Genomic DNA, 25,511 nt, shown 5'->3' with positions numbered 1-25,511 from the left:
TTCTGCCTTGTAGCACAGATGCAGCCTAGCGGTGCATGTCGAGAGCATTTAGCCATACGCTTATCAAGTGCTATTGCCGCCTGCCGGGCTTGCCGCTTGCACCGACGACATTGGCAAAGCTAAGATTGCGGGTGCTGAGCCATTCCCGCCGCTTTGTTCAGCGCGGCTTCTTGTCACCGTCGCGCACCACGATACCAACGGCCTTCCTCTGTCAGATCAGCACCACCAGTCGCTTGCCGCGCGTGACAGCCGTGTTGAGGAGATTGCGCCAGCGTCATCCAGCAGCCCGTCGTGCATGGGAACATCACTGCGGGATACTGGGCGCCCTTGATGGTGAAGCGGCGACGCGGTCCGCCCTTGCGCTTGGCGAGGATGGTGCCTTCAGACTGCTTCGCGTCGGTAACGAGGCCACCCTTGAAGTCGTCGGTGTCGAGATCCTCGATCCGGAGGATGCCGAGACGCGCGCACAGCTCTTGGATCGGCACGGGCACCGGAAGATTCGACTCGGCCTGTAGGATGCGTTTGACGGTGGCCTCCGGGGAGCCCGCGTCCACGAGTTCCATTTCGTGACCACCGACAACCCTTCGCGCGACGGTTGTGGGACGCACCTCCAGCCGGGACAAACTGTCAGACGCCGGCTGTGACAAGCCTGCGCCGCGCCGTTTCCGAGGGGCCGACCGTGGTCCAGATAGATTTCGCACGCCCGCGACGGTTCCGCTAGGCTCTGAACCGGATCAGCGTGGCCGCCACCTGCCGGATCTCAACGGTGCTGCTGCACGCCACATCACCCTATCGAGGCGAGGCGTCAGCCCTTGCGCGCGCGAGGCCATTGTCCGTCAACGTCCGAAACGATCCCGTACAAGCCGCTTCAAAATGTGGGTTATAAAGTGGGGCTGCGGCCTTGGTTGGACCGATTTTTCAAATCAAAACAATGGTTTATGACAGTTAAGTGGCGGAGAGGGGGGGATTCGAACCCCCGATGCCCTTGCAGGCATGCCGCATTTCGAGTGCGGTGCATTCAACCGCTCTGCCACCTCTCCGCAAGGTGCCTCGATGAGACGGGCGGTGCCTAGCACGCGCGCTCGGGCTTCACAAGCGATGTCGACGCGCCGGGGGCCGATCAGACGACGATCGTGATCGCCTGCGCGGCCCGGGTGAGGCCGGTATAGAGCCAGCGGGCGCGATGCTCGCGGAAGGCGTAGGATTCGTCGAACAGGGTCACCCGGTCCCATTGCGAGCCCTGCGCCTTGTGCACGGTCAGGGCGTAGCCGTAGGTGAATTCGTCGGTCTCCCGGCGCAGGAACAGCGGGATCTCCTCGTCGGTGCCGGAGATCATCGCGCGCAGCACCTTGATGTCGGTGGCTCGGCGGCGGAGCGCCGGGTCGTCCTCGGGGACGACGTCGAGGCGGACCAGGTCCGGGCGCGGCGGGGCGCGCAGGGCCTGGACCGTCCAAGTCGAGCCGTTGAGCAGGCCCTTCACCCGGTCATTGCGCAGGCAGACGAGCTTCTCGCCCACCGCCGGCATCGGGTCGGTATGGCCGGCGAGTTCCCGGAGCCGGTTGTTGTAGAGGCGGCGGGTCTTGTTGAGGCCGACCAGGACCTGGTCGCATTCGAGCACCTCGGCCGGGTCGAGGGTGCGACGGGAGACGATCCGGCTCTGGCCGTAGGTGCCGAGCTCCAGCCGGCCGCCCTCGCGCACGGTCATGGCCATGCGGACGATCGGGTCGTCCTTGGCCTGGCGATGGACCTCGGTGAGCATCACGTCCGGCTCGGCCTCGGTGAAGAAGCCGCCGCCCCGCACCGGGGGCAGCTGCGCCGGGTCGCCCAGCACCAGCACCGGCCGGTCGAAGGACAGGAGGTCGTTGCCGAGGTCGGAATCCACCATCGAGCACTCGTCGATGATGATCAGGTCGGCCTTCGCGGCCGGGCCGGAACGGTTCAGCGTGAAGGTCGGGCCACCCTCCTCCGCCTCCTTAGTGCGGTAGATCAGCGAGTGAATCGTGGCGGCGTCGTAGCAGCCCTTCTGGCGCATCACCGAGGCCGCCTTGCCGGTGAAGGCGCCATAGACCACGGTGCCATCGACATCCTCGGCGATGCGGCGGGCGAGCGTGGTCTTGCCGGTGCCGGCATAGCCGAACAGCCGGAACACCTGGCTTCCGCCCGTCTTCCGCCAGGCGGCGATGGCCTTCAGCGCCGCGTCCTGCTGCGGCGCATAAGCCGACGGCAACCCCGCGCTCACGGCCAGCGCACGGTCGGCGGCAGGGACGAGAGGATCGAGGCGACGTTGCCGCCGGTCTTCAGCCCGAAGATCGTACCCCGGTCGTAGAGCAGGTTGAACTCGACGTAGCGCCCGCGCCGGACCTGCTGCTCCTCGCGGTCGGCCTCGGTCCAGGCGGTCGCGACATTGTCGCGGACGATCGTCGGATAGGCTTCCAGGAAGGCGCCGCCGACATCGCGCGTGAAGGCCAGATCCGCCTGCGGATCCCCCGTCCAGCGATAGTCATAAAAGATACCACCGATGCCGCGGGGCTCGCTGCGGTGCTTGAGGTGGAAGTATTCGTCGCACCACGCCTTGTATCGGGCATGGTCGACCCCGTGGGCCGCGCAGGCGCGCTCGAGGCAGGCATGGAAGTGGCGGCTGTCCGGGTCGTCCTGGTTGCGCCGCCGCTCCAGCACTGGGGTGAGGTCGGCGCCGCCGCCGAACCACGCCTTGGTGGTCACGACGAAGCGGGTGTTCATGTGCACCGTCGGCACATGCGGGTTCCACGGATGGGCGATCAGCGAGATGCCGGTGGCGAAGAAGCGCGGATCCTCGGCAGCCCCGGGCATCTGGGCCCGGAATTCCGGGGCGAACTCGCCGTGGACGGTGGAGATGTGCACGCCGGCCTTCTCGAACACCCGACCCTTCAGCATCGCCATGACGCCCCCGCCCCCGGGCTGTCCGGTATGGTCGGTGCGGTTCCAGGGCGTCTTCACGAAGGTCCCGGCGCCCGTCGGCGCGTCCGGGTGGAATGGCCCCTCGGCCTCGGCCTCCAGGGTCTCGAAGGCCGCGAGGATGCGGTCGCGCAGGGTCGCGAACCAGGCCGCGGCCTCGGATTTCATGGCCGTCACGTCGGCCTCGGACAGGGGGGCAGTCAGGGCTGCGCGGGGGTCGTCCGGCATCGTCATGCGCTAGGCTTTCCCATTGCGCCGATGGGGCGTCAATCGGCGGGCGGCAATTCGCCGAGCCGAATGCGCGATCAGCGGGAAGCGCTCTCGCCCACCGGCTTGAGCAGGCCGGTGGCGCTCGCCACGAGCTCGCCTTGCACGTCGCGGATCTCGGCCTCGCAGAAGATCACCGAGCGTCCGGCGCGGGTGACGCGGCCCTCGGCGAGCAGGACGTCGCGGCCCGGGGCGAGGAAGCGGGTCTGCATGTCGAGGGTGACGACCGGCCGACCGGCCCTCAGCCGTGCGGCGGTGCCGAGGGCGACATCCAGCAGCGTGCAGATCACGCCGCCATGCGCGATGCCGAGATTGTTGGCGTGCTCCGGCCGCAGGGCCAAGCGCAGCCGGGTCCGGCCCTCCTGCACGTCCAGCGCCTCGATTCCGCAATAGGTCACGAACGGGATGTGGGCTCCGAAGACGGTGCCCTGTTCCGATGGTTGATCCACGCCGCTATCCCCAGATCATGTCCCGCCGACATCGTCATCGCGCAGGCGGTATACAATCCCACACGGCCGAACCCACGGAGCGGGACGTGTTTCCGGTCTGTTGCGAGACCGGACAGGGATTTTCGCAGACGAAGCCGGCCGGTTGACGCCCCCCAAAGGCGTAACGTGCGCGGCCCGAAAGGACCCGATCCCGTTCAAGTGCGGCGCGCCGCTATCGGTTTGCTCGGGCGACGATTTCAGGTGCACCCGCGGCTTGAGTAATATGCGTGTTCACGACCGACGCATTGTGTAAGGAAACTCTCGACGACGACTTGATTTTGCTGCACAGACGATAGAACCGTGCACCACCGTCGGATAGAGGGAGTCATCGATGGACGACATCGCCACAGATCAGCAGCAGACCTTTATCGAGCAGGCGTCGGACATCGTGTCCGCGTATGTCTCGAACAATTCCGTCCCGATCAGCGAATTGCCCGCGCTCCTGGCCGGCGTTCACGCGGCTCTGGCGAAGCTCTCCGCTCCGGCAGCCGCCGTCACCGAGACGGCCGACAAGCCGACGCCGGCGCAGATCCGCAAGTCGGTGACCCCGGATGCGCTGATCTCGTTCATCGACGGCAAGCCCTACAAGACGCTGAAGCGGCACCTGTCGCGCAACGGCCTGACCATCGAGCAGTATCGCGAGCGCTTCGGCCTGCCGCGGGACTATCCCTCGACCGCCGCCAGCTACTCGGCCCAGCGTTCCGAGCTCGCCCGCAGCCTCGGCCTCGGCCAGCAGCGCCGCAAGTCCGCGGCGCCGGTGCAGGAGCCCGATGAGGAGCCCGCCGAGAAGCCGAAGAAGGCGACCCGTGGGCGCAAGGCCAAGGAAACAGCCTGATCGAGCAAACGGTCTGATCTCGAGAGACCCGATCCAGGGACCTCGATCAGACCGATGATCCCGGGCGGCGGCGCGCATGCGTGCCGCCCGGATCGTATGGGCCTTCGCCCAGGCTTCGCGGCCTCGCCCCCTCGGCGTCGATCAGGCGAAATCCGCGAGATCGTCGGCCACATCACCCGCGGCCCTCTCCGTCTCGGCCTTTTCGGCCTCACTCTTTTCGGCCGTGTCGGCTTCGGGCCGCCGGCCGGGCGACGGCGGCCGACCGCCCTCCGCCGGCGTATCGCCGTCCGGCCCGTCCGTGGTTTTGTCCGGCACCCGGCTCGCCATTCTGTGCTCTCCCGTCGTTCGCGCGGTTGTCGAGCAAAGACGTCAGTCTTGCGCCCGTTCCGCACCCGCCGCCGCACGGGTGCCGGCTGAGGGGCTGCCGCGGCCTTCCCCAAGACCTTGTAAGCAGTGCCCGGCAACCCGGCGCAGCGCGCAATCCCGGGACGAAGCGCCGCTCGGGCCCGCTTCGCGACGCGCGCGACGATTGCGTAGGATGAACGCAGATTACGGCCACGGGAGCAGGGATTGGGCAATCGCTACGGGCTGGAGATTCGCGCAGCGGCAGGGCCCGATGCTTCAGGCCTCGCCGACCTGTTGGGCGAGGCGGGCGTCGCGGTCGGCGCGGTCGATCTCGCCGCCAGGCTCGACGCTCTTCAGGGTAGCGGCGGCACGGCGCTTGTGGCGGTCGAATGGGGACCGCCGAGTGGGTTGATCGCGCTCAGTCCCGTCCGCACGCTGGATGCCCCGAAGGCCTTGGGCCTCATCACGATCCTGGTTGTCGCGTCGGATTCCCGCCGCAAGGGCATCGGCCGGGTGCTGCTGAAGGCGGCCGCGCGGGCTGCGCGGCAGGCCGGGTGCGAGCGGCTGATCCTCAGCGTCGGCCCCCGCCAGGATGCGTTGCACGCCTTCTGTCTGGCGGCCGGCTTCACAGGCGATGGGCAGATCCTCACGCGCCCGTTGCTGAAGCGAGGCTCCACGGACCCTTGAGATCCGCGACACCATGGGCGCAGCCAGCGGGCCGTGTCGGGCGTTGACCTCACGAGACTGGAGTTCGACCGATGCTGCGATCCGAGACCCCGCCGCCGCCCGGAAACCTGCCGGCCGATGCCCCGCCGGATTCCGAGAACCCGACCTCGGCCCAACTCAAGGGCGACATCGACAGCGGCCGGACCGGCGACAAGATCCCTCATGTCGATGTCGGGGCCGCCCCGCTCGGCACCTGCGACGAGGCCGGAGGCACGCCCCCGACACCGCAGCGGGTCCGGCTCGCCCGGCTGACCGAGCGTGCACCCTCCGAGAAGGCGGCAGCGGGCGTCATGCAGCAGCGCACGCCCTGGATCACCCCGGCCTACGCCGGCGCCATCGTGGCGATCGCGGCCGTGCTCGCGCTCGCCCTCTGGTTGACGCACTGAACCGGAGCCGGAGGCGGACAGTACCGGGATGGTGCAGGACGGCACGGTGCAGATGCGGGCGGCTTAAAGGTCGATTCACGTCGATGCGGTTAGCGTGAGCTTACTGCAGTCTTGCGTAACCCGATCCTCATGCCCCCATCCGTCGACGCTCCGCCGGACCTGTCCGGGCTCCTCGAATTGTCGCGGATCGAGAATCTCGATCTCAAGCCGGTGATCCTCCGGGTGCAGACCGACCTGTTCGTCCGGTCGCCCGGTCGGGATCGGGCCCAGATCGAGATCTTCGAATCCCTGGCCTGCGGCCTGATCCCCACGGTGGACGACGAGACCGCCGAGGTCGTCGCCCGCAAGCTGGCCCCCTTCCCCGAGACGCCCCCCTCGGTCCTGGAGGCACTCGCCGTCCGGGGCGGCGCCGTCCGCGACACGGTGGTGACGTTGGCCCCCGTGCTGAGCCACCGCCTGATCGAGGCCGCGCTGGCCGACGGCTCCGATATCGCCGCCCGCATCGCGGCCCGGATCGGGCTGAGCCGCGAGGCGGTCGACGAACTCTCCCGCGAAGGCCGTCCGGAGATCGACCTCGCCCTGGCGGCCAATCTCGGCATCACCCTGCGCGGGGCGGCGCTGGCCCGGCTCGTGAGCCGCGGCCGCAGCGTCGCCGAACTGGCGCGCCTCCTCCTCGCCCGCCCCGATGTCTCGGCCGCCGACCTCGTGCCGCTCTACCTCCATGCCGACCCGATCCGTCGCGAGGTGATCGGCCGGACCGTCGAGGCGACCGCCGCCCTGCGCCCCTGCCCGCCCCCGCCGCGCGGCCTCGGCGAGACGCTGACGGGCCTCTCTTCCAACCAAGACGTCCCGACCTTCATCGCGGCCCTGGCCGACGGCCTCGGCCTGGCGCACGATTTCCTCACCGTGGTCGCCGAACCCGGGGCGCGCTACGACCTGCTGACGCTCGGCCTCCGCGCCGCCGGTCTGCACGAGGAGGAGGCGGTCTACATCTTCCTCACGCTCAACCAGGGCGTGGCGCGGTCCGCCGAGCGGGTGGCCGGCCTGGTGCGCCTGTTCCGGACCGTGAGCCGGCCGGCCTCGCGCGACCTGATCGCGGCGATCCTCGACACGCCCCTCGCCGAGCGCGGACGGAGCGAGGCCCACCAGCCGCTGCACGGCCCGGAGGCCAAGCTGCGTCAGGGCCCCGACCGCGCCGGCGTGCAGCGCCCGCCCCTGCCGATGCGGACGTTCCGGGCGACCGGCGGCGAAGCCGGCTGACGCACGAAGGTCAGGGATCCAACAGGGTGAGCCCTTTTGCGGGTGAAGGGCGGAGCCCTTCCTCATCAGGGTTCCGCCCTGATGACCCGCCAAAAGGCACAGCCCTTTGGGAACCCGCGGCTCTACGTCGGTTCAGCGAGGCTCCGCCGGCCCATGCCAGGCCGGTTGCCGGTCGGAGGCTTCCAGCGTGTCGTTCGATGCGGGCTCGTCCACGCCGGCGCGGCGGCTCAGCTCGGCCATCAGGCCCCGGGCCAGCACGGCGCGCACCGCTCGGCTCTCGGGGGGGACCGCCTCCAGGGCCGCCGGCAAGGTCGCCTTGGCGCCCGCGACCGCCGATCCGGTGAGCTTGCGCGTCTCCGCGGCCGGATCCGCGCCGTTACGCAGCATCGCCAGATACGAGAGCGCGCCGATCACCAGCGCGGCGCGCAACAGGAAGGTCATCGGACGGGCTCCTTCGCGGACATCGCGCGCTATCGAAACCCGAAAATGCGTCGGGTTTCGTGAACTCCGCCGCAACCCTCCCGGTTTTCGGCATCCATGGTGAACGAAGCCCGTTCCCGGGCGTCTGGTTACCTTGCGGAAAGCATCCCGAGCAATCGGACAAGTCCCGCAACACTCGTTTAAGCCGCCCCTGCGACTGTCCGGTAGTCGTTTTGAAGTCGAGCCGGAGGCGCGAGGAATGTCGATTGGCATTCACCGCGGCGCGTGTGAGCCTTGCCTGTTAAAAAAGCCCTGACTTCTCTGCTCGACCACCGCCTCGCGGGTCTGGTCCACGAATCCGTGGCCGACGATGCGAGCGTGCGGTTCCGGCATGAGCGTTTCCTGGTGTCGCGCCTCGCCACCGGCATGGTGATGATGGCGGCGCTGCCGCCCTATCTCGTCTGGCGCGGGGTCCCGTCGGGCATCGAGGTGCTGGCGATTGCGAGCCTGCTGCTGCCGGTGCTGGCCGCTGTCCTGCTCGCCCGCACCGGCTCCCTCTGGGTGGCGCACGCGGTCTCGTCGGCGGGCCTGACCGGGCTCGTGGTCTGCCTTGCCGGCCTCACCGGCGGCGCCGCCTCCCCGGCCGCGGTCTGGCTGGTGGCGATTCCCCTGGAGGCCTTGGTCTCCGGCTCGATGCGCGCCACGGCGGCCGCGGCCGTCCTGGCCGTGCTCGGCGTGCTCGGTGTCGTCGCCCTCGGCTCCTGGGCCGGCACCGTGCCGATGATGGACATCTCCGCCAGCGTCGCCCTGCCGGTCTTCGCGATCACGGCGATCGGCCACGTCGCCGCCCAGTCCCTGGAGCACATGCGCAACGAGGGCACCTGGCGGGAGCGGCTGCGCGACAACGAGGCCCGCGACCGGCTGCTGCTCTCGGCGATCGACGACCTCGTGACCTGGCACGACCGCAACGGCCGGGTGATCGAGGCCTCGGTCTCGGCGAGCCGCCTGGTCGGCAGCGACGCAGCGCGGCTGCGCGGCCACGGCCTGCTGGAGCGCGTCCATGTCGCCGACCGGCCGGCCTTCCTCAAGGCGGTGAGCGATGTCGCCGCGACCGGGCGGCCCGCCACCCTGCCGCTGCGCCTGCATGTCGAGCCGGCCGCCGGCCGTCCCGACGGCGCCCGCCTGATCCATGCCGAGATGCGCGCCCACCGGATCGAGCACGGTCCCCACGATGCGGCCATGACCGTCGTGGCCGTGACCCGTGACATGACCGAGCATCACCGCCACGCCGAGGAGCTGGAGCGCGCCCGCGCCGAGGCCGAACGCGCCGACGCGATCAAGGGGCGGTTCCTGGCCAACGTCACCCACGAGCTGCGCACGCCGCTCAACGCGATCATCGGCTTCTCCGAGGTGCTGGCCGGCGAAGGCGCGATCAGCCTCAGCCCGGATCAGGCGCGGGAATATGCCGGGATCATCGGCTCGTCCGGCCATCACCTGCTCGGCGTCGTCAACACGCTGCTCGACATGAGCCGGATCCAGAGCGGCAATTTCGACTACGCGCCGGAGATCTTCGATGCCGCCGCGCTGGTCCGGTCCTGCTGCGACCTGATGCGCCTCAAGGCCGACGCGGCCGGTGTCACCCTGGTGGCCGCCGTGTCGGGACCGGTCGAGATCACGGCCGATCCGTCCGCCTGCCGTCAGGTACTGATCAACCTGATCTCGAACGCCGTGAAGTTCACCTCGCGGGGCGGCCGGGTCGACCTGTCCCTGCGCCCGGGTCCGGACGGGATCGACATCGTCGTGGCCGATACCGGGGTCGGCGTCGGCGAGGGCGACCTGCCCAAGCTCGGCACGCCGTTCTTCCAGGCCGGGAGCGGCGGCTACAAGCGCCAGCACGAGGGGACCGGCCTCGGCCTCTCGGTGGTGCAGGGCCTCGTCGGCCTGCATGGCGGCGCGCTGCAGATCGAGAGCGCGCCTCAGGCCGGCACCGTCGTGACCGTGACGCTGCCTCTGGTCTGCCGGGATCCGGCGGCCGCCACCGGCCCAGCCCCGATCCGCACCGCCGTGCGGGGCGCCAGCCCCCCGCGCCGGTCGGTGGTGCGCCTGCCGCTCGGCCTGTTCGACACCGAGCCGGCCGCCTCGGAGCCGACCCTGCGTCGGGCCGGCTGAGCCATCGATCCGCGAGAAGGAGACACGATGTCAGGCTACCGCGAGATCACCGTCCCGGGGGAGGCACGCTCCGCCCGCCGTCCGGCGCCGCGGCGGGCCGCAGCCCCGAGCGATTGGCGCGGCGTGCTGGTCGGTGCGTTGAAGGCCACGGGCGCCTCGTGCCGGAACAGCCCCGGCACGGTGCTGAGCAGCCTCGTCGCCGTGGGCGCGGCGGGCTTCATCTGCTTCAACGCGCTGGGGCACCAGTCCGGCCGCCATCCGGCGCCGATCCTCCCGAAGGTCGCCGCGCAGAAGGCCCCTCCCCCGCGCGAGGCGGCGCCCCCGAAGGAGGCGATCCGGGATGTCGCCAAGGAACCGACGCAGCCCGACCGGGCCGCCCCCGCCAAGCAGGCCGCCCGCGATCCGATCGCCGAGCTGATCCGCTCCGACGAGACCACCGCCTCGGTGACGCCCCGGGCCGTCCCGGCCCGGAGCACGGCCAAGCCGGTGCAGAAGGATGCGCCCAAGGAGGCTTCGAAACCGGCGAAGTCCGAAAAGGACGCGGATCCGGTGCTGCGGGCGCAGAAGGCGCTCTCGAAGCTCGGCTATCCGGTCAAGCCCGACGGCGCCATGGGGCCGGGCACGCGGGCGGCGATCGAGAAGTTCGAGCGCAGCGCCAAGCTGCCGGTGACCGGCGAGGCATCGGGGCAGACCCTGCGCACGCTGATGGCCCGCGCCGGCGGCCAGGGCTAGAGCGCCCGCCGCCTGGGCGAAGACCGATCCGGCGGCCAGCGCGTGGTGACAACGACGACCGATCAGGTCCCGCCGGCGCGATGCGCTCAGGATTGCGTGCCGGTGAAGCGGCAGATCGTCTTGCAGCGCGGGCCGCCATTGCCCTGCCACGACTTCGCGTGACCGATCGACCCGGTCATATCCTGCGTCGGATTTCCGCCCGGGCGATGGACCACGATGTTGCAGGCATCGCTCGGCGTCCGCTGGTAGCGCGGGCAAGACCGCGACTCGCGATTGCCCAGCAGATCCATCAGCGTGTCCGCCCCGGCGCTGGCCGGCGCGCTCACGGTGAACACCGACGTCATGACCAGTGCAGCAATCCAAGCGAATCTCGGCATGCAGATGCTCCTTTCCGCGCCGCCTCCTGCAGTTTTGAGCGGCTTATGCTCAGTTAATCATCAGATTTCCGAGTATATGTGCGGAAACACACATCAATAGATTTGGTTTTAATCCCGGACATCTCGGAAATTATTTCGGGAATATTTTGCGCCGTCCATCGTATCGGCGGATACCGCAGCGACGAGGCGCTCCGACCCGATCGTCCGGTTGCACCGGTCGGCGCTTTCGCGCATCCCGGGGACGCTTCCGGGAGGCCCGACACGCATGCGCCTGCGCTCCGATTTCTGGGTCTCCGCCCATCTGCGCCGCCTTGGGGTCGAGGGCATCCCGGCCGTGCTGCGCCGGCGCGGCTCTCCCGAGGCCGGGGCGATTTTCGTGAAGGTCGACCGCCTCGACGGCACCGCCGACCTCTACGGGCCCGCTCCTCAGGCCCTGTTCGAGGCCGAGGACAGCGGCGACCGCCGCTTCACCGCCCTGATCACGGGCGGCACGCCGCTCGACGTCGAGGAGTGGCTGACCAAGGAAATCCGGTTCGATACCGACCTCTGGGTCATCGAGATCGACGATCGGGCGGCGCGGCATTTTTTGGATCTGGCGGAGTAGATCTGTCCCTTGGCGAGCGAACGATCACCGGAAAACATTCGCCCCACCTGGAATCCATAAATAGTATTCAGCGTTTGACCGCGTCGCACAGAGCTGCCGCAATCCCGGGCAGGCGTAGCGAAGGTGGCTATAGCGTCTCGAAAGCAGCCGTCTATCGACCGTCGTTTAAGGCCGGCTCAGAATAAGAGAATGGACCGCCCATGCGAACAGCTCTTGCCGTCGCCTTGCTGTTCCCCGGTCACCCCGCTGCTGCCGAAACTTCCAAGGATCAGATCGCCTATCTCGACGTTGCGACGAAGTTCGTCATCGCTTAGCGCCTAGGCTTTGAAGCCAACGAAGCGGCCAAACGCGTGGCTCTACGCGCGAGCGGCATGTCTGTTGCAGCACTCGCGAACCCGCCGAGCGGTAGCGGCGTTCACAGGCTCACCACCGACTTACTCGCGAACAAGCCTATAAGCTGTCGCGCCGCGTGGCACGATTTCGGATCTTACGGCTTCATCGCCCCCGAGATCTTATCGAGCCGCCAACCTGCACGAGATTTCGTGGGCTGATAATGATCCGGAAGCGCCGCGAGAGGCGTGGCGATCGCGCCTGATTCTTGCGGTTCTGTTCCAGGAACAAACAAGCGGACATCCGGCCTTTGCGATCCTCCCGTGCGGCGACCAAGCGTCGGGGTTCACCGCCTCGTCATGCCCCCTACCCCCACAAATCCGCCTCCGGCGGATGCACGATGCTGCCGTCGTAGCGCAGCGGCGGGTCGCGGTCGCGGGCGAGCAGCAGGGGGCCATCGAGGTCGACGAAGTCGGCCTGGGACGCCAGCAGCGTGGCGGGCGCCATGCCGAGCGAGGTGCCGAGCATGCAGCCGACCATCACGGAGAGCCCCCGGGCCCGGGCCTCGCGGGCGAGCAGGATGGCCTCGGTCAGGCCGCCGGTCTTGTCGAGCTTGATGTTGATTGCGTCGTAGCGGCCGGCCAGCGCGTCGAGGCCGGCACGGTCGTGCAGGCTCTCGTCGGCGCAGACCGGGACCGGGTGCGGGATCTCGGCGAGCAGGGCGTCGGCATCGGCCGGTAAGGGCTGCTCGATCAGGGCGACGCCGGCCTCCAGGCAGGCCGCGAGGTTGGCCTCGACGGTCTCGGGCCGCCACGCCTCGTTGGCGTCGACGATCAGCCGCGCTTGCGGCGCGCCCGCCCGCACGGCGGCGATGCGCTCGGGGTCGCCGGCCCCGCCGAGCTTGACCTTGAGCAGCGGCCGGTGGGAGGCCGCCCGGGCGGCCTCGCCCATGCTCTCGGGGGTGCCGAGGCTCAGCGTGTAGGCGGTCACCGCCGGGGCGGGGGCGGCCAGCCCGGCGATCTCCCAGGCCCGGCGGCCCAGGAGCTTGGCCTCCAGGTCGAACAGGGCGCTGTCGAGGGCGTTGCGGGCGGCGCCGGCCTGCATCCGCGTCGCGAGTTCCTCCCGCTCGATCCCGGCGCCGATCGCATCCGCCTGTCCCTCGATCAGGGCGACGACGCTCTCGACGCTCTCGCCGTAGCGCGTATACGGCACGCATTCCCCGCGCCCGACCCCGTTCGCGTCCGTGAGGGTCGCCACCACCACGGCGATCTCTGTGCGGGTGCCGCGGGAGATCGTGAACGCGCCGGCGATCGGGAAGCGCTCGACGGACAGGGTCAGGCGGCGGGCCATGTCAGACCTCCGGGAAATCGGCGACGATCCGGTCGACCAGCCCGGCGACGCCGAAGCGCACCGGGTCGGTGGCGGGTAGGCCGTGCTCCGCGGCGAGCTTGTCGAGCAGCGCCTTCGCCTCGCTCTCGCCGAGCGCCTGCGTGTTCACGGAGATCCCCACCGGCTTGATCGCCGGGTTGGTCAGGCTGCCGAGCTGCACGGTGAGGTCGATGACCTGCTGGAGGGTCGGGAGCGGGTGCTTCACGCCGCGCATCGTGCTGCGGGTGGGCTCGTGGCAGACCACGAAGGCATCCGCCTGGGCGCCGTGCAGTAGGCCGAGGCTGACGCCCGCGAAGGAGGGGTGGAACAGCGAGCCCTGGCCCTCGATCAGGTCCCAGTGATTCGGGGCGGCCTCGGGGGAGATCGTCTCGACGGCGCCGGAGATGAAGTCGGCCACCACGGCATCGATGGCCACGCCCCGGCCGGAGATGAACACGCCGGTCTGGCCGGTGGCGCAGAAATCCGCGTCGAGGCCGCGCTCGCGCATGCCGCGCTCCAGGGCCAGCACGGTGTACTTCTTGCCGACCGAGCAATCGGTGCCGACGGTGAGCAGGCGCCGGCCCGCGCGCTTGGTGCCCTTGCCGGTGGGGAAGCGCTCGTCGGTGTGGCGCACGTCGTGGAGCTGCCGGCCGCGGCGCGCAGCGGCCTCGGCGATGGCGGGGACCGCACCGAGCTTCACGTGCAGGCCGCTCGCGACGTCGAGCCCGGCCTCGATCGCCGCCACGATCTCCTTGACCCAATGGTCCGGCAGCACGCCGCCGGCGTTGACGACGCCGATCACCAGGGTCCGGCAGCCCTTGGCCAGGGCCTCGGGCAGGGTCATGTCAGGGATGCCGAGATCGGCGGCGCAGCCCGGCAGGCGCATCTGGCCGACGCACCAGTCCGGACGCCAATCCTTGATGCCGTAGGCGGTCTTGGCCGCCAGCGTGTCGGGCACGTCGCCCAGGAACATCAGATAGGGCGTGGCGATCTGCATCGGTCGGGAAACCTTCTGGGAAAACCGGCGCCCCGTCTATGCGGGATCGCGGCTGCCCGGCGCAATGCACGATGGCGGCCAGGGCGGTGGACGCCGCCTCCGCCCGGTGTATCGACGGCCTACCCCGTCCGCCGCGGCGCCGCACTTACCCGCGCGTTTCGCACTTTCGACCCGCCGCGACCGGAACGGGCCGCCTGCGAGCACGATTGCCGTTGCACCCCGTGCTCCCGATTTGCGATTTATGCCGATCGAGCCGCCATCCGCAACCGGAGGCCCTCCATGATCTTCATGACCGACGCCGCGGGGGCCCTGACCTATGTCAGCCCCGAATGGCACGGCCTGACCGGACAGAATCAGCGCGACGCCGTCGGCCAGGGTTGGTTCGAGCGGCTGAACACCGAGGACGGTGCGGTCTTGCGGGCGGTCATCAAGGAGGCGGCGCAGGCCAAGGCAGAGTTCATCGTCCGGTTTCGCCTGTCCCGCGACGGCGGCGGCTCGATCTGGGCGGCGGCCGGCGCGGTGCCCTCCTACGGGCCGCCCGACCACACGTTTCTGGGTTTCCTCGGCTCGATCACCGAGCTCGTCCCCGGCAGCGAGGCGCTGACTGCGCAGGGCAGCCTCGGCCGCTTCGTCCCGCCGCCGCCGCGCCCCTCGACGGCACCGGCCTCCACCCTCGACCTGGTGGCCGACCACCTGCTGATGGCCCACGGCCTGATCGAGGTCGATGGCGGCAAGTCGGCGCTGGCGCCGCTGCGCGAGGCCCTGTTCCGGGTCGGCCAGGAGATCGCGCAGAAGATGGCGGTGGCGCCGGCATCGTCGACGCTCGAGAACGGCGACACGCTTCACTGACGCCGGTCCCGGCGCTCACCGCGACCGGTCGCGGCGGGCGTGATCAGGCGGCGCGTCGTCGCGCCACCGCGGCCTCGTCCGCCACCGTCTCGGCCGGCGCGACGCGGCCGGTGGCCCGGACCATGCCCTCGGCGCCGGCGAGTGCGCCCGGGCGCAGCTCTAGGCCGAGGAAGCGCGCGCGTTCGAACGGGCCCGGCAGGGTCAGGCCCTCTGCCAGCACGGGGGCGAAGCCGAAGCGGGTGTAGTACGGCGCGTCGCCCACGAGCAGCACGGCGCCGTGTCCGAGCGCTTCCGCCCGGCCGAGGGCGGCCTGCATCATCACCGAGCCGAGTCCCTGGCCCTGGATCTCCGGATCGACCGCGAGCGGCCCGAGCAGCAGCGCCGGACGGGCTGGGCCGGCCTCGACGTGCCACAGGCGCAGGGTGCCGACGAGGCGTCCGCGCCGGGTCGCCGCGAAGGCGAGGCCGCGGGCGGGCAGCCGTCCCTCACGCAGGCGCTCCGAGGTCCGAGCGCGTCGATTGCCGGCAAAACAGGCGTCGAGCAGGCGCTCGCGCGCTGGGACGTCATGGAAGCGCTCCGCGCGGATCTCGATCATGACTGTGCCCTCCCCGGGCCGACAAGCGGGAGAAGCAGACTTTTGCCGGAGGGCCGGACGCCCTTCGGCAAGGTGGCGCTGGAGATCGATGTCCGGCGGCTCGGGGCCGCCGGACATGTCCTACACAGATTCAGATGACGATCTGCTGAAGAGGCGGGAAGCCGTTGAAGGCCACCGCCGCGTAGGTCGTGGTGTAGGCGCCCGTGCCCTCGATCAGGACCTTGTCGCCGATCGAGAGCGAGACCGGCAGCGGGTAGAGCTGCCGCTCGTAGAGCACGTCCACCGAGTCGCAGGTCGGCCCGGCGATGACGCAGGGTTCGGTCCGGTCCCCGTCCCGGGTGGTGCGGATCGGGTAGCGGATCGATTCGTCCATCGTTTCGGCCAGCCCGCCGAACTTGCCGATGTCGAGATAGACCCAGCGCACCTCGTCGGCGTCGGCGGACTTCTTCGACACCAGCACGACCTCGGCCTCGATCAGGCCGGCATTGCCGACCATGCCGCGGCCCGGCTCGATGATCGTCTCCGGGATCTGGTTGCCGAAATGCTTGGTCAGGCCGCGGAAGATCGCCTCGCCGTAGCTCTCCACGCCCGGCACCGCCTTGAGGTACTGGGTCGGGAAGCCGCCGCCGAGATTGACCATCGACAGGAAGATGCCCCGCTCGGCGCATTCGCGGAAGATCGCCGCCGCGGAGCCCAGCGCGCCGTCCCAGGCCTCGGTGTTGCCCTGCTGCGAACCGACATGGAACGAGATGCCGTAGGCCTCCAGCCCCTGGCGGTGGGCGTGCTCGAGCACGTCGGTCGCCATCTCGGGCACGCAGCCGAACTTGCGCGACAGCGGCCAGTCGGCACCGGCGCCGTCGCACAGGATGCGGCAGAACACGCGCACGTCGGAGGCCGCGACCGCCACGGCCTCGGCGGCCCGGGCGATCTTGTCGACCTCGGCCTGGCAATCCACCGCGAACAGGCGGATGCCGAGCTTCAGCGCGCGGCCGATGCACCGCTCCTTCTTGATGGTGTTGCCGAAGGAGATCCGGTCGGGGGTGGCGCCGGCGGCCAGCGCCATCTCCATCTCGGCCACCGAGGCGGTGTCGAAGCAGGAGCCCATCTCGGCGAGCAGGCGCAGAACCTCCGGGGCGGGGTTGGCCTTCACCGCGTAGAACACGCGGGTGTCCGGCAGGGAGCGCGCGAAGGCGGTGTAGTTGTCGCGCACGACGTCGAGGTCGAGGACCATCACGGGCCCCTCGTCCTGACCGAGGTCACGGCGCACGCGCAGGAAATCACGGATGCGATCGGTCATGGTCGTCTCCCGGCACGGGTTCGCGAGCGCCCGTCTCGCGGGCGCGCTGTCGATGTGACGACCCCACGGGTCGCCGGCGTCAGGGGGCGATGCGTCGCGCGGACCCACGCGCTTTGGAGACGCGTCGATCCAGGCGGGCGCAGAGCACCCGGAAGCTGCCGTGGATTGGAAGGGAGGACCCCCACCGCACGCCGGGCAAAGAGAAACAAGCCTCTTCGGTGCCGGCCTTTGGAGGGCCGACGAGACCAAAAAAGCCCGTTCGTCGTTGCTTTAAGCTGCGTCCCCCGTGGAGAGCGGGGTTCGCCGGTTTCGCCTCCGGCTGCCGGTTGTTGTCGGGGTCCGGTGTTGCCACCTGGATGCCGGCCGTAGGGATCCACCCTTGCGACCATCGATCCTTTAAGACCCCTGGCGGCTGTCCGGCAGTTGACCGGATGCCCACCAACCGGCACGCGGCCACAGGCACGTGCGAAATTGGGCAGGGCGCATATACGGAGATCGACCCCCGACAACAAGGGGATCGCGGCCCGATCAACCCGTATTTCCCCGCCAAATCCGCACCGCGGCCCCGGCGTTGCAAAAACGGCGCAGTCCCGGTGCCGCCGCCTGGCCGTGCGGGCTTCCCAAGCGGTCCGGAAGCAGGCATCTGACCGCCGGAGCGATGTCCTCAGACGAGCGTATGATGACCGGGCCGAACAGATCGAGAGCGGTGCCCGATCGCCTCGCCGTCGCGCCCGGCTCCGGAGCCTCATCCTTCCATATCGGCCTGGACCGTTCCGGCTTCGGCGCCGGCGCGACGGCCCGGGCGTGAGCGCCCCTGTGAATGCCGCCGCCGGCATGCCGGTGCCCGCGCCCCGCGGTGACGCGCTTCCGGAACCGCTGATCCGCACCGCCGATCTCGCCGATCTCGATGCCCTGGTCGCCCTGGAGCACGCCGCCTTCGCCACCGACCGGGCGGAGCGCCGGGCGATCCGTCACGCGATCCGGTCGCCCAGCATGGATGTGCTGGCGGCACTGATCCCGGGGCCGGACGGGGATCGGGAGCCGGTCCTGGTCGGTGCGGCGGTGCTGGAGCGCCGGCGCGGCAGCCGGATCGCCCGCCTCGCCTCGATCGCGGTGGCGCCCAATCGCGGCGGCCTCGGGCTCGGCGGGAAACTCCTCGACGCCGCGGAGGCCCAGGCCCGCGCCCATGGCTGCGACCGCCTGCGCCTCGAGGTCCGCGCCGACAACGGCGCCGGCATCCGCCTCTACGAGCGTCGCGGCTACACCCGCTTCGCCGTGCAGCCCGCCTATTATGAGGACGGGATGGAGGCCTGGCGTTACGAGCGCGGGCTGTAGGGATCACGCGCCGGGCCGATGCGCGGTCGTCGCGGCTTCCGCCGGGGCGCCCATCGCGGCCATCGGCTCCATGCGACGGCACTGATCCGGCGAATCTCGCGAGACCCAGGCCTTACGCAGTCTCGGCGAACGGGACCGACACCCGCCACGCGCCTACCATGCACCCGGACAAGCGTAGCCGATTGTTATCTTACGCACCTCAGTCGATCCACAGTAAAACAATACGATATTATGGCTCTACTTTTTGGAAATGAGCACATAATGTCGAGTATTATGCCGGATAATGGCAGCCTCTAAGCGCAAATTTACTAAATCAATTCGAATAAGCTTGGAATTTACGCTTAATGTCCTTGATTTTTTGACACATTATCTATACCTGCTGGCCGTCTATCCCTGGGATGATTTAACTTATCAGGTAAAATCGATAATATCTGTCGATAATTTTGAAGATATTCAAAACGACGCCGGGCACAAACCATCCCGTTTTATATTCAGAGTTCAGAGACTGAAGATGCCGCGCCTAACCGGTTTCTCGATCCGCACGACGATCTGTCTCGTCCTGTCGGCTATGGGGCTGATCATCCTGAGCTACGCCACGAGCACGCTCATCGAGGTGCGCAGGCAGGCAGTGCAATCGGCCCAGGTAGCGACCCTCGCCCAGGTGAGCCGGGCGTCGCTCAACGGCCTGCTGGCCACGCGCCTGGCACGGGGCGTCGCCTTGCAGGGCATGTCCGGCGACAGTCCCGCGGACGGGCCGACCCTGGACGCGCTCGACACGAACGATCGGCTTGTCCGTGCCGCCACGACGGAGATCGTGACCCGCCTGCGGGATCAGGATCTGCCGGCGGTGGGGGCGACGCTTGGGCGGCTTCAGGCGGCGCAGGACGCCGTGACGGCCCTCCAACCTCGCCTCGACAAGGGCCTCCGCCTGTCCAAGACGGAGCGCGAGGCCGGTCTTCCGGAGGAGGCGAAGCGGATCTGGCAGGAGATGCTGGATGCGCTCTCCGTCACGGCCGATGCCGTGGACGCCGCGATTTCCCTGTCGGATCCGGTCCTGCGCCGCAACCTCGAGATCAAGCGCGCGGCCTGGGCGATGCGCATGGCGAGCGGGGCCGTCGGGCTGCGCCTCCAGTCGACGCTGGCGGCGGGGCGGTCCTGGCCCCTGGCCGAATCCATGGTGGCGTCCGCGGAGCTCGGCCGGATGGAAGCGGCCTGGGCGCGCCTGAGCGAAGCGGTCCCCGGGGCCTCGGATACGGTCCGCGCGGCGATCCGGAAGGCCGGGGCCAGCAATTTCGAGGGGACCGGCCTAGCCCGCCGGACGAGCCTGTACGATGCGTTCAGCCAGCAGAAGCCGCCGGGCATCGCGCTGCTGGAATCGCGGATGCGCAACACGGCCGATCAGCAGACGATCGTGGACGTCGGCACGGCCGCCCTCGACGAGATGATCGGGCGCGCCGACAACCTCGTGCACGAGGCGAACGCCGCGCTGGCGCGGAATGCTGTGGTCTTGCTGGCCGCCGTGGTGCTCGTCGGCCTGGGCCTGCTCGCGGTGTTCCGCGGCGTCCTGAGGCCGATCCGGCGGATCACGACCACGATGCAGATGCTCGCTGACGGCGATACATCCGTCGCGGTGCCCTTCCGCGACCGTCGCAACGAGATCGGCGAAATGGCCGCGGCCGTCCAAGTGTTCAAGGACAATCTGATGCGCGCCCATGCGCTGGAAGAGGAGACTGCCCGGGCGCGGCGCGCCGCCGAGGAGCAGCGCAAGGCCGGCATGCGCCAGATGGCCGAGGCGTTCGAGCAGGCGGTCGGCGGCATCATCGGTCAGGTGTCGTCCTCGGCCACCGAGCTGCAGGTCACCGCCCAGGCGATGACCGCGACCGCCTCGCAGACCGCCAGCCAATCCACCACGGTGGCGGCCGCGGCCGAGCAGGCAGCCAGCAACGTCAACACCGTGGCGGCGGCCGCCGAGGAGCTGGGCGTGTCGGTGCAGGAGATCGGCCGGCAGGTCGACGGGTCCGCAAAGCTCGCCCAGGGCGCCGTCGACGAGGCCGGGCAGACCGGCGCGTTGGTTCAGGAACTGAGCACGGCGGTCGGCCGGATCGGCGATGTCGTCGGGCTGATCTCGAACATCGCCGGTCAGACCAACCTGCTGGCGCTCAACGCCACGATCGAGGCCGCCCGGGCCGGCGAGGCGGGGCGCGGCTTTGCCGTGGTCGCTTCCGAAGTGAAGGCGCTCGCCGAGCAGACCGCCAAGGCGACGGAGGAGATTGCCGGGCAGATCGCCGGGATCCAGGCCTCCACCGGCGATGCCGTGACGGCAATCGGGTCGATCAGCACGCGCATCCAGGAGATCAATAACGTGGCAACCACGATCGCCGCGGCGGTCGAGCAGCAGGGCGCGGCGACCCAGGAGATCGTGCGCAATGTCGGGCAGGCGGCGACCGGGACCGGCGAGGTCACCCGCAACATCGCCGGCGTCGCCGGCGCCGCGGACGAGACCGGCAACGCGGCGAGCCAGGTGTTGAACGCGGCGACCGAGCTGTCGCGCCAATCCGAGCACCTCAATGCCGAGGTCGCCCGCTTCCTCGACACCATCCGGGCCGCGTGACGGACCCGCACCGGCTCACCGGATCGTGCGATCCGGGGCCCGCCCTGTTCCCGCCCTGTTAGGAGAGTCTTACAGCCCCCACCCTACATCGCTGAGGCCGCCCCGAGACCTCGCCGCGCATGAGACGCCGTCCATGGCCGTGATCGCCGCCTTCGTGATCAATGCGGGGCTCAACTTCGTCCTCGGACTGCTGATCGCCCAGCTCCTCGGGCCGGCCGATTTCGGCCGGTTCGCCCTGGCGACCACCGGGGCGGTCGTGCTGAACACGGTGCTGTTCGAGTGGCTGCGGCTCTCGGCGACGCGGTTCTATTCGGGGCGCGTGCGCGTGGACGAGCCCTGGATCCGGCACGGGCTCGACCGGGCCTATCTGCGCATCGGCCTGCTGCTGCTTGGCGCCGCCGCCCTGTGCGGGGCGTTCGGCTTCGGCGGCGGGGCGGGCGGGCGCGAGGCGGTCCTGTGCGGCACGGGGCTGGCCGCGCTCGGCATCGGGGTGTTCGACTACCACGCGGCTCTGGCCCGCGCCCGCTTCGACGGCAGGCTGTATCTCGGCCTCGTGGCGGTGAAGAACGTCCTGGCCTTCATCCTGATGGCCGCGGCCGCCTGGTGGCTGCCGCAGCCGGCCTGGGTGCTGGCGGCGGCAGGCCTCAGCCAGCTTGCCGCCGTGATCCTGCTGCGCCATCCGCTGCGCGACCCCGCCATGCCGTTCGAGCGGCCGCGCCTCACCGCGACCTGGGGCATCTTCGCCCGCTACGGCCTGCCGCTGATCGCCGCCAACACCGCCTATCAGTGCCTCGCCTTCGTGAACCGGGGCGCGATCGCCGGCCATGCCGGCTTCGCCGAGGCCGGCTACTTCGCGCTCGCCGCCGACGTCACCTCGCGCTCGCTTATGACGCTGGGCACCGCCCTCGACCTGCTGCTGTTCCAGTTCGCCGTCCAGGCCGAGGAGCAGCACGGCCGCGCGGCGGCCGAGGCGCAGGTCGCCGAGAATGCCGGCACCGTGTTCGCCCTGCTGGCGCCCTGCGCGGTCGGGTTCTGGGCGGTGCTGCCGGCGCTCCAGGGGCTGGTGGTGCCCGACGCCTATCGCGGCCCGTTCGAGCGCTACAGCGTCGCGCTGATGCCCGGCCTGTTCTGCCTGGCGATGATGTTCTACGCCCTCAACCCGGTCTTCCAGATCCGTCGCCGGACCTTACCCGTAATCGCCGCCGCCCTGGTCGGGCTGGCGGTTAACGGCGCCGGCCTGCTGCTGCTGCCCGCGCTGATGGGCGGGATGGGCGTCGCGCTGGCCCAGACCCTAGGGCTCGCCGCCGCCGCGCTCTGGCTCGGCTGGCGGGCGCTCACCGGCGCGGACCGGATCGTTCTGCCCTGGGGCCAGATCGGCGCGGCGGCCCTCGCCTGCGGGGCGATGGGGCTGGCGCTCGCGCCGTTCCGGCACCTACCGCCCGCCGCCGCGCTCGCGGTTCTGGTCCCGGCCGGGGCGGCGCTCTACGGGGCGCTGGTCTGGATCTTCGACATTGCCGGCCTGCGCCGCCAGGTCGTCGCGCGCCTGCGTCCGAACCGGACGATCGCCGCCGGATAGGCCGGCGCGTTTTCATCTTCCACGCTTCGCCAAGCCCGCGACGCCACCTCCGCTTGAATCCGCCGCGCGTTCCGGCGAAACCGGGGTTGGAACAAGTCCAAAAAGAACCGGGGCGGAGACGATGGGCGGCTACGAGCCCGGCACCGAGGCGGAGGCGGAAGACATCGTGCGCGCGGCGTCCGGGCGCGGCGAGCGCCTGCGGCTGGCCGGCGGCGGCACCGCCGCGGGGCTTGGCCGGCCCGCGCAGGACAGCGCGACGCTCTCGGCGCGGAAGCTCACCGGGGTGACGCTCTACGAGCCGGCCGAGATGGTGGTGGCCGCCCGGGCCGGCACGCCGCTCGCCGAGGTCGAGGCGCTGCTCGCCTCCCGGGGCCAGATGCTGCCGTTCGAGCCGATGGACTGGCGCGGCCTCTACGGCACGACCGGCGAGCCGACGCTGGGCGCCGTGGCGGCGACCAACAATGCCGGCCCCCGCCGGATCAATGCCGGAGCGGCCCGGGACAGCCTGATCGGCGTGCGTTTCGTCAACGGGCGCGGCGAGGCGATCAAGTCGGGCGGCCGGGTGATGAAGAACGTCACCGGGCTCGACCTGGTGAAGCTCATGGCCGGGGCGCACGGGACCCTTGGGCTGCTCACCGAGGTCACCTTCAAGGTGCTGCCGGCCTGCGAGCGCGTCGCCACCCTGGTGTTTGCCGGACTCGACGATGCCCGCGCGGTCGCGGCGCTGGCGGCGGCGCTCGGCTCGCCGTTCGAGCTCACCGGCGCGGCGCACCTGCCCGCCGGCATCGGCGCCCCCGAGGCCCGGACGCTGATGCGCCTCGAAGGATTTTCCGAGTCGATCGATTACCGGACCGGCGAATTGCGCCGCCTGCTCAAGCGCTTCGGAACGCCCGAGCTGGTCGAGGGTGAGGCCGGCACCGCCCTGTGGCGGGCGGTGCGCGACGCCAGCCTCCTGGCCGAGCCCCGCGACGCGGCCCTGTGGCGGATCTCGACGGCCCCCACCCATGGGCCGGTTCTGGTGGCGGCGATCGCGGCCGAGCGCGAGGCCCGCTGGTTCTACGATTGGGGCGGCGGCCTGATCTGGCTCGCCACCGGATCGGCGGGCGATGCCGGCGCGGCCCTCGTGCGCGCCGCTGTGCGCGACCAGGGCGGCCACGCGACGCTGGTGCGCGCCCCCGATTCCGTACGGGCGGCCGTGCCGGTGTTCCAGCCCCTGGCGGACCCGCTGATGCGGATCACCGCCGGGATCAAGACGGCGCACGATCCCGCCGGGGTGCTGAACCCGGGCCGGATGTACGCGGGCGTTTGAGACGGGTCCCCTCCCCTCCGGACCGGGGAGCGCAGGCAGGAAGGCATCGTGCAGACCAATTTCAACCTCGCCCAGCTCGCCGATCCCGCCATGGCGGCGTCGGAGAAGATCCTGCGGACCTGCGTGCATTGCGGCTTCTGCACCGCGACCTGCCCGACCTATCTCCTGCTGGGCGACGAGCTCGATTCCCCGCGCGGGCGGATCTACCTGATCAAGGACATGCTGGAGGGCGGCAAGCCGGCCTCCCAGGAGGTGGTCAAGCACATCGACCGCTGCCTCTCCTGCCTGTCCTGCATGACCACCTGCCCGTCGGGAGTGCATTACATGCACCTCGTCGACCACGCCCGGGCACATATCGAGACGACCTTCGCGCGCCCGGCCGGCGACCGCTTCCTGCGCGCGCTGCTGGCGCAGGTGCTGCCCTATCCGAACCGGTTCCGGCTGGCCCTGATCGCCGCCAAGCTCGGCGCGCCGTTCCGCGGGCTCGTGGCGCGGCTGCCCCGGGTCGGGAACCGGCTGGCCGCGATGCTCGACCTCGCCCCGGCCCGGCTGCCCGGCAGCGAGCCGACCAACCGGGCCGGCCGCTTCGCGCCGCAAGGCGGAGCCGCGACCAAGCGCGTCGCCCTGCTGCGCGGCTGCGCCCAGAGCGTCCTGCGGCCGGATTTCAACGCCGCGGCGATCCGGCTGCTCAACCGACACGGGGTCGAGGTGGTCCATGCCGAGGAGGGCTGCTGCGGGGCGCTGACCCACCATATGGGCAAGGAGGCCTCCTCCCACGCGCTGGCCAAGCAGGCGATCGACGCCTGGGACGCGGAGATCGCCAAGGGCCTCGACGCGATCCTGGTCACCGCCTCGGGCTGCGGCACGACCATCAAGGATTACGGCTTCATGTTCCGCGACGACCCGGCCTATGCCGAGAAGGCGCAGCGGGTCTCCAGCCTCGCGAAAGACGTGACCGAGTACGTGGCCCAGCTCGATCTGGTGGCGACCGTGGAGAGCGACCTCGTGGTGGCCTACCACTCGGCCTGCTCGATGCAGCACGGCCAAGGCATCCGCACCGAGCCGAAGACCCTGCTCAAGCGCGCGGGCTTCACCGTAAAGGACGTGCCGGAGGGCCATATCTGCTGCGGCTCGGCTGGGACCTACAACATCCTGCAGCCCGAGCTCGCCGCGAAGCTGCGCGCGCGCAAGGTCGCCAATATCGAGCGCATCCGCCCCGACGTGATCGCCACCGGCAATATCGGCTGTGCCACGCAGATCGGGAAGGGTACCGGCATCCCGATCGTGCACACGGCGGAACTGCTCGACTGGGCGACCGGCGGCCCGAAGCCCGCCGCCCTCGCCGGCGTCGCGCCGCGGCTGGAGGCGGCGGAATAGGGCTGCGGCCGGATACGGGCGCCAGCCCCCTCTTATGCGGGCTAGCGGATCTACAGAACGCAGTCCGGATGGTTCTCCGCTGCAAGAGACGTCGCTCCGAGGCCGACACGCGCCTTCCCTCCCCTCTGCGGGGAGGGCGGGCGCGCTTGGGTCCGGCCGTTGCCCTCGTTCCGTCAGCGATCGGTGAGGAGAGTGCGGCACTTCGAGCGTCCGCTGCCGGACCCAGCAAGAAATCGCCCCCGACAAGACCACTGCGCCGCGCCCGCGCGCCGTGACGATACCGTGACATCGTCCCGCGCTTGACCCTTGCCAAATCCCTGCGGC

24 protein-coding genes and 1 tRNA gene are annotated in these 25,511 nt (G+C 70.2%); 13 read left to right on the top strand and 12 right to left on the bottom strand.

The window, feature by feature from the left end; genetic code table 11:
• Positions 1 to 173 precede the first annotated feature (173 nt).
• From AKJ13_RS32535 to AKJ13_RS03280, 5 genes are all read right to left on the bottom strand, one after another.
• Complete coding sequence (locus AKJ13_RS32535; RefSeq protein WP_050732062.1) at positions 174 to 563, bottom strand: hypothetical protein; 390 nt, start codon at positions 561 to 563, stop codon at positions 174 to 176.
• Between the two features lie 387 nt (positions 564 to 950).
• A tRNA-Ser gene (locus AKJ13_RS03295) sits at positions 951 to 1,040 on the bottom strand.
• Between the two features lie 80 nt (positions 1,041 to 1,120).
• On the bottom strand, positions 1,121 to 2,239 hold the full coding sequence (locus tag AKJ13_RS03290; protein WP_007563537.1) for an AAA family ATPase: 1,119 nt from the start codon (positions 2,237 to 2,239) through the stop codon (positions 1,121 to 1,123).
• Positions 2,236 to 3,168: an oxygen-dependent coproporphyrinogen oxidase gene (gene hemF, locus AKJ13_RS03285; protein ID WP_082316842.1), complete on the bottom strand. Its 933-nt coding sequence runs from the start codon at positions 3,166 to 3,168 to the stop codon at positions 2,236 to 2,238. The genes AKJ13_RS03290 and hemF overlap by 4 nt, the downstream gene beginning before the upstream one ends.
• A gap of 71 nt (positions 3,169 to 3,239) precedes the next feature.
• A complete protein-coding gene (locus tag AKJ13_RS03280) occupies positions 3,240 to 3,650 on the bottom strand; it encodes a PaaI family thioesterase (protein ID WP_050732061.1) in 411 nt (136 codons plus the stop codon).
• Between the two features lie 370 nt (positions 3,651 to 4,020).
• Here AKJ13_RS03280 and AKJ13_RS03275 point away from each other — a divergent pair, with 370 nt between their 5' ends.
• A complete protein-coding gene (locus AKJ13_RS03275; RefSeq protein ID WP_050732060.1) occupies positions 4,021 to 4,524 on the top strand; it encodes a MucR family transcriptional regulator in 504 nt (167 codons plus the stop codon).
• Positions 4,525 to 4,665: 141 nt separating this feature from the next.
• Here AKJ13_RS03275 and AKJ13_RS03270 read toward each other — a convergent pair whose 3' ends face one another.
• Positions 4,666 to 4,851 carry a hypothetical protein gene (locus AKJ13_RS03270; protein ID WP_050732059.1) on the bottom strand — a complete coding sequence of 62 codons (186 nt, stop codon included), beginning with the start codon at positions 4,849 to 4,851 and terminating at the stop codon, positions 4,666 to 4,668.
• Between the two features lie 243 nt (positions 4,852 to 5,094).
• Here AKJ13_RS03270 and AKJ13_RS03265 point away from each other — a divergent pair, with 243 nt between their 5' ends.
• The 3 genes from AKJ13_RS03265 to AKJ13_RS03255 all read left to right on the top strand — a co-directional run bounded on the left by AKJ13_RS03265 (position 5,095) and on the right by AKJ13_RS03255 (position 7,241).
• Positions 5,095 to 5,556 carry a GNAT family N-acetyltransferase gene (locus tag AKJ13_RS03265; protein WP_050732058.1) on the top strand — a complete coding sequence of 154 codons (462 nt, stop codon included), beginning with the start codon at positions 5,095 to 5,097 and terminating at the stop codon, positions 5,554 to 5,556.
• Positions 5,557 to 5,627: 71 nt separating this feature from the next.
• On the top strand, positions 5,628 to 5,981 hold the full coding sequence (locus tag AKJ13_RS03260; protein ID WP_050732057.1) for a hypothetical protein: 354 nt from the start codon (positions 5,628 to 5,630) through the stop codon (positions 5,979 to 5,981).
• A 129-nt stretch (positions 5,982 to 6,110) separates the two neighbouring features.
• Positions 6,111 to 7,241 carry a hypothetical protein gene (locus AKJ13_RS03255; protein ID WP_050732056.1) on the top strand — a complete coding sequence of 377 codons (1,131 nt, stop codon included), beginning with the start codon at positions 6,111 to 6,113 and terminating at the stop codon, positions 7,239 to 7,241.
• A 132-nt stretch (positions 7,242 to 7,373) separates the two neighbouring features.
• On the opposite strand, the gene AKJ13_RS03250 is transcribed toward AKJ13_RS03255, so the two are convergent.
• The gene (locus AKJ13_RS03250; RefSeq protein ID WP_050732055.1) at positions 7,374 to 7,682 is read right to left on the bottom strand and encodes a hypothetical protein; all 309 of its coding nucleotides are present in this window, start codon (positions 7,680 to 7,682) and stop codon (positions 7,374 to 7,376) included.
• A gap of 273 nt (positions 7,683 to 7,955) precedes the next feature.
• On the opposite strand from AKJ13_RS03250, the gene AKJ13_RS03245 reads away from it, so the two are divergent.
• Both AKJ13_RS03245 and AKJ13_RS03240 read left to right on the top strand, forming a co-directional pair.
• Positions 7,956 to 9,830, top strand: coding sequence for a PAS domain-containing sensor histidine kinase (locus tag AKJ13_RS03245; protein WP_050732054.1), 1,875 nt, complete (start codon positions 7,956 to 7,958; stop codon positions 9,828 to 9,830).
• A 27-nt stretch (positions 9,831 to 9,857) separates the two neighbouring features.
• On the top strand, positions 9,858 to 10,562 hold the full coding sequence (locus AKJ13_RS03240; protein ID WP_050732053.1) for a peptidoglycan-binding protein: 705 nt from the start codon (positions 9,858 to 9,860) through the stop codon (positions 10,560 to 10,562).
• A gap of 86 nt (positions 10,563 to 10,648) precedes the next feature.
• Here AKJ13_RS03240 and AKJ13_RS03235 read toward each other — a convergent pair whose 3' ends face one another.
• Positions 10,649 to 10,906, bottom strand: a complete 258-nt coding sequence (locus tag AKJ13_RS03235; RefSeq protein WP_244471502.1) for a hypothetical protein — start codon at positions 10,904 to 10,906, stop codon at positions 10,649 to 10,651.
• A gap of 298 nt (positions 10,907 to 11,204) precedes the next feature.
• Here AKJ13_RS03235 and AKJ13_RS03230 point away from each other — a divergent pair, with 298 nt between their 5' ends.
• Positions 11,205 to 11,543: a DUF1491 family protein gene (locus AKJ13_RS03230; RefSeq protein ID WP_050732051.1), complete on the top strand. Its 339-nt coding sequence runs from the start codon at positions 11,205 to 11,207 to the stop codon at positions 11,541 to 11,543.
• A gap of 696 nt (positions 11,544 to 12,239) precedes the next feature.
• Here AKJ13_RS03230 and dgcA read toward each other — a convergent pair.
• Positions 12,240 to 13,223 (bottom strand): N-acetyl-D-Glu racemase DgcA, encoded by a 984-nt coding sequence (dgcA, locus tag AKJ13_RS03225; protein WP_050732050.1) that lies wholly within the window; start codon positions 13,221 to 13,223, stop codon positions 12,240 to 12,242.
• 1 nt (position 13,224) lies between these two features.
• Positions 13,225 to 14,238, bottom strand: coding sequence for an N-acetyltransferase DgcN (gene dgcN, locus AKJ13_RS03220; protein WP_050732049.1), 1,014 nt, complete (start codon positions 14,236 to 14,238; stop codon positions 13,225 to 13,227).
• On the opposite strand from dgcN, the gene AKJ13_RS33035 reads away from it, so the two are divergent.
• Positions 14,128 to 15,087 (top strand): PAS domain-containing protein, encoded by a 960-nt coding sequence (locus AKJ13_RS33035; RefSeq protein ID WP_280137098.1) that lies wholly within the window; start codon positions 14,128 to 14,130, stop codon positions 15,085 to 15,087. The two genes, dgcN and AKJ13_RS33035, sit on opposite strands and share 111 nt — an antisense overlap.
• 43 nt (positions 15,088 to 15,130) lie before the next feature.
• Here the strand turns inward: AKJ13_RS33035 and AKJ13_RS03210 are convergent, their stop codons facing one another.
• Both AKJ13_RS03210 and AKJ13_RS03205 read right to left on the bottom strand, forming a co-directional pair.
• Positions 15,131 to 15,682, bottom strand: coding sequence for an N-acetyltransferase (locus AKJ13_RS03210; RefSeq protein WP_050732047.1), 552 nt, complete (start codon positions 15,680 to 15,682; stop codon positions 15,131 to 15,133).
• A gap of 130 nt (positions 15,683 to 15,812) precedes the next feature.
• Positions 15,813 to 16,979, bottom strand: coding sequence for a type III PLP-dependent enzyme (locus tag AKJ13_RS03205; protein ID WP_050732046.1), 1,167 nt, complete (start codon positions 16,977 to 16,979; stop codon positions 15,813 to 15,815).
• A gap of 834 nt (positions 16,980 to 17,813) precedes the next feature.
• Between AKJ13_RS03205 and AKJ13_RS03200 the strand changes: the two genes are divergently transcribed.
• The 5 genes from AKJ13_RS03200 (at position 17,814) to glcF (ending at position 25,187) form a co-directional block, all read left to right on the top strand.
• The gene (locus AKJ13_RS03200) at positions 17,814 to 18,314 is read left to right on the top strand and encodes an N-acetyltransferase (protein WP_050732150.1); all 501 of its coding nucleotides are present in this window, start codon (positions 17,814 to 17,816) and stop codon (positions 18,312 to 18,314) included.
• Between the two features lie 511 nt (positions 18,315 to 18,825).
• Positions 18,826 to 20,925, top strand: a complete 2,100-nt coding sequence (locus AKJ13_RS03195) for a HAMP domain-containing methyl-accepting chemotaxis protein (RefSeq protein WP_050732045.1) — start codon at positions 18,826 to 18,828, stop codon at positions 20,923 to 20,925.
• 133 nt (positions 20,926 to 21,058) lie between these two features.
• Positions 21,059 to 22,501, top strand: a complete 1,443-nt coding sequence (locus AKJ13_RS03190; RefSeq protein WP_050732044.1) for a polysaccharide biosynthesis C-terminal domain-containing protein — start codon at positions 21,059 to 21,061, stop codon at positions 22,499 to 22,501.
• 121 nt (positions 22,502 to 22,622) lie between these two features.
• Positions 22,623 to 23,810, top strand: coding sequence for an FAD-binding protein (locus tag AKJ13_RS03185; protein WP_050732043.1), 1,188 nt, complete (start codon positions 22,623 to 22,625; stop codon positions 23,808 to 23,810).
• 48 nt (positions 23,811 to 23,858) lie between these two features.
• Positions 23,859 to 25,187 (top strand): glycolate oxidase subunit GlcF, encoded by a 1,329-nt coding sequence (glcF, locus tag AKJ13_RS03180; protein WP_050732042.1) that lies wholly within the window; start codon positions 23,859 to 23,861, stop codon positions 25,185 to 25,187.
• The last annotated feature ends 324 nt before the right edge of the window (positions 25,188 to 25,511 follow it).

It is taken from the genome of Methylobacterium sp. ARG-1 (assembly GCF_001262595.1).
In the GTDB taxonomy this organism is placed as follows: Bacteria; Pseudomonadota; Alphaproteobacteria; order Rhizobiales; family Beijerinckiaceae; genus Methylobacterium; species Methylobacterium brachiatum.
The sequence above is the reverse complement of the archived record's forward strand: the minus strand, read 5'-3'. Positions and strand labels throughout refer to the sequence as shown.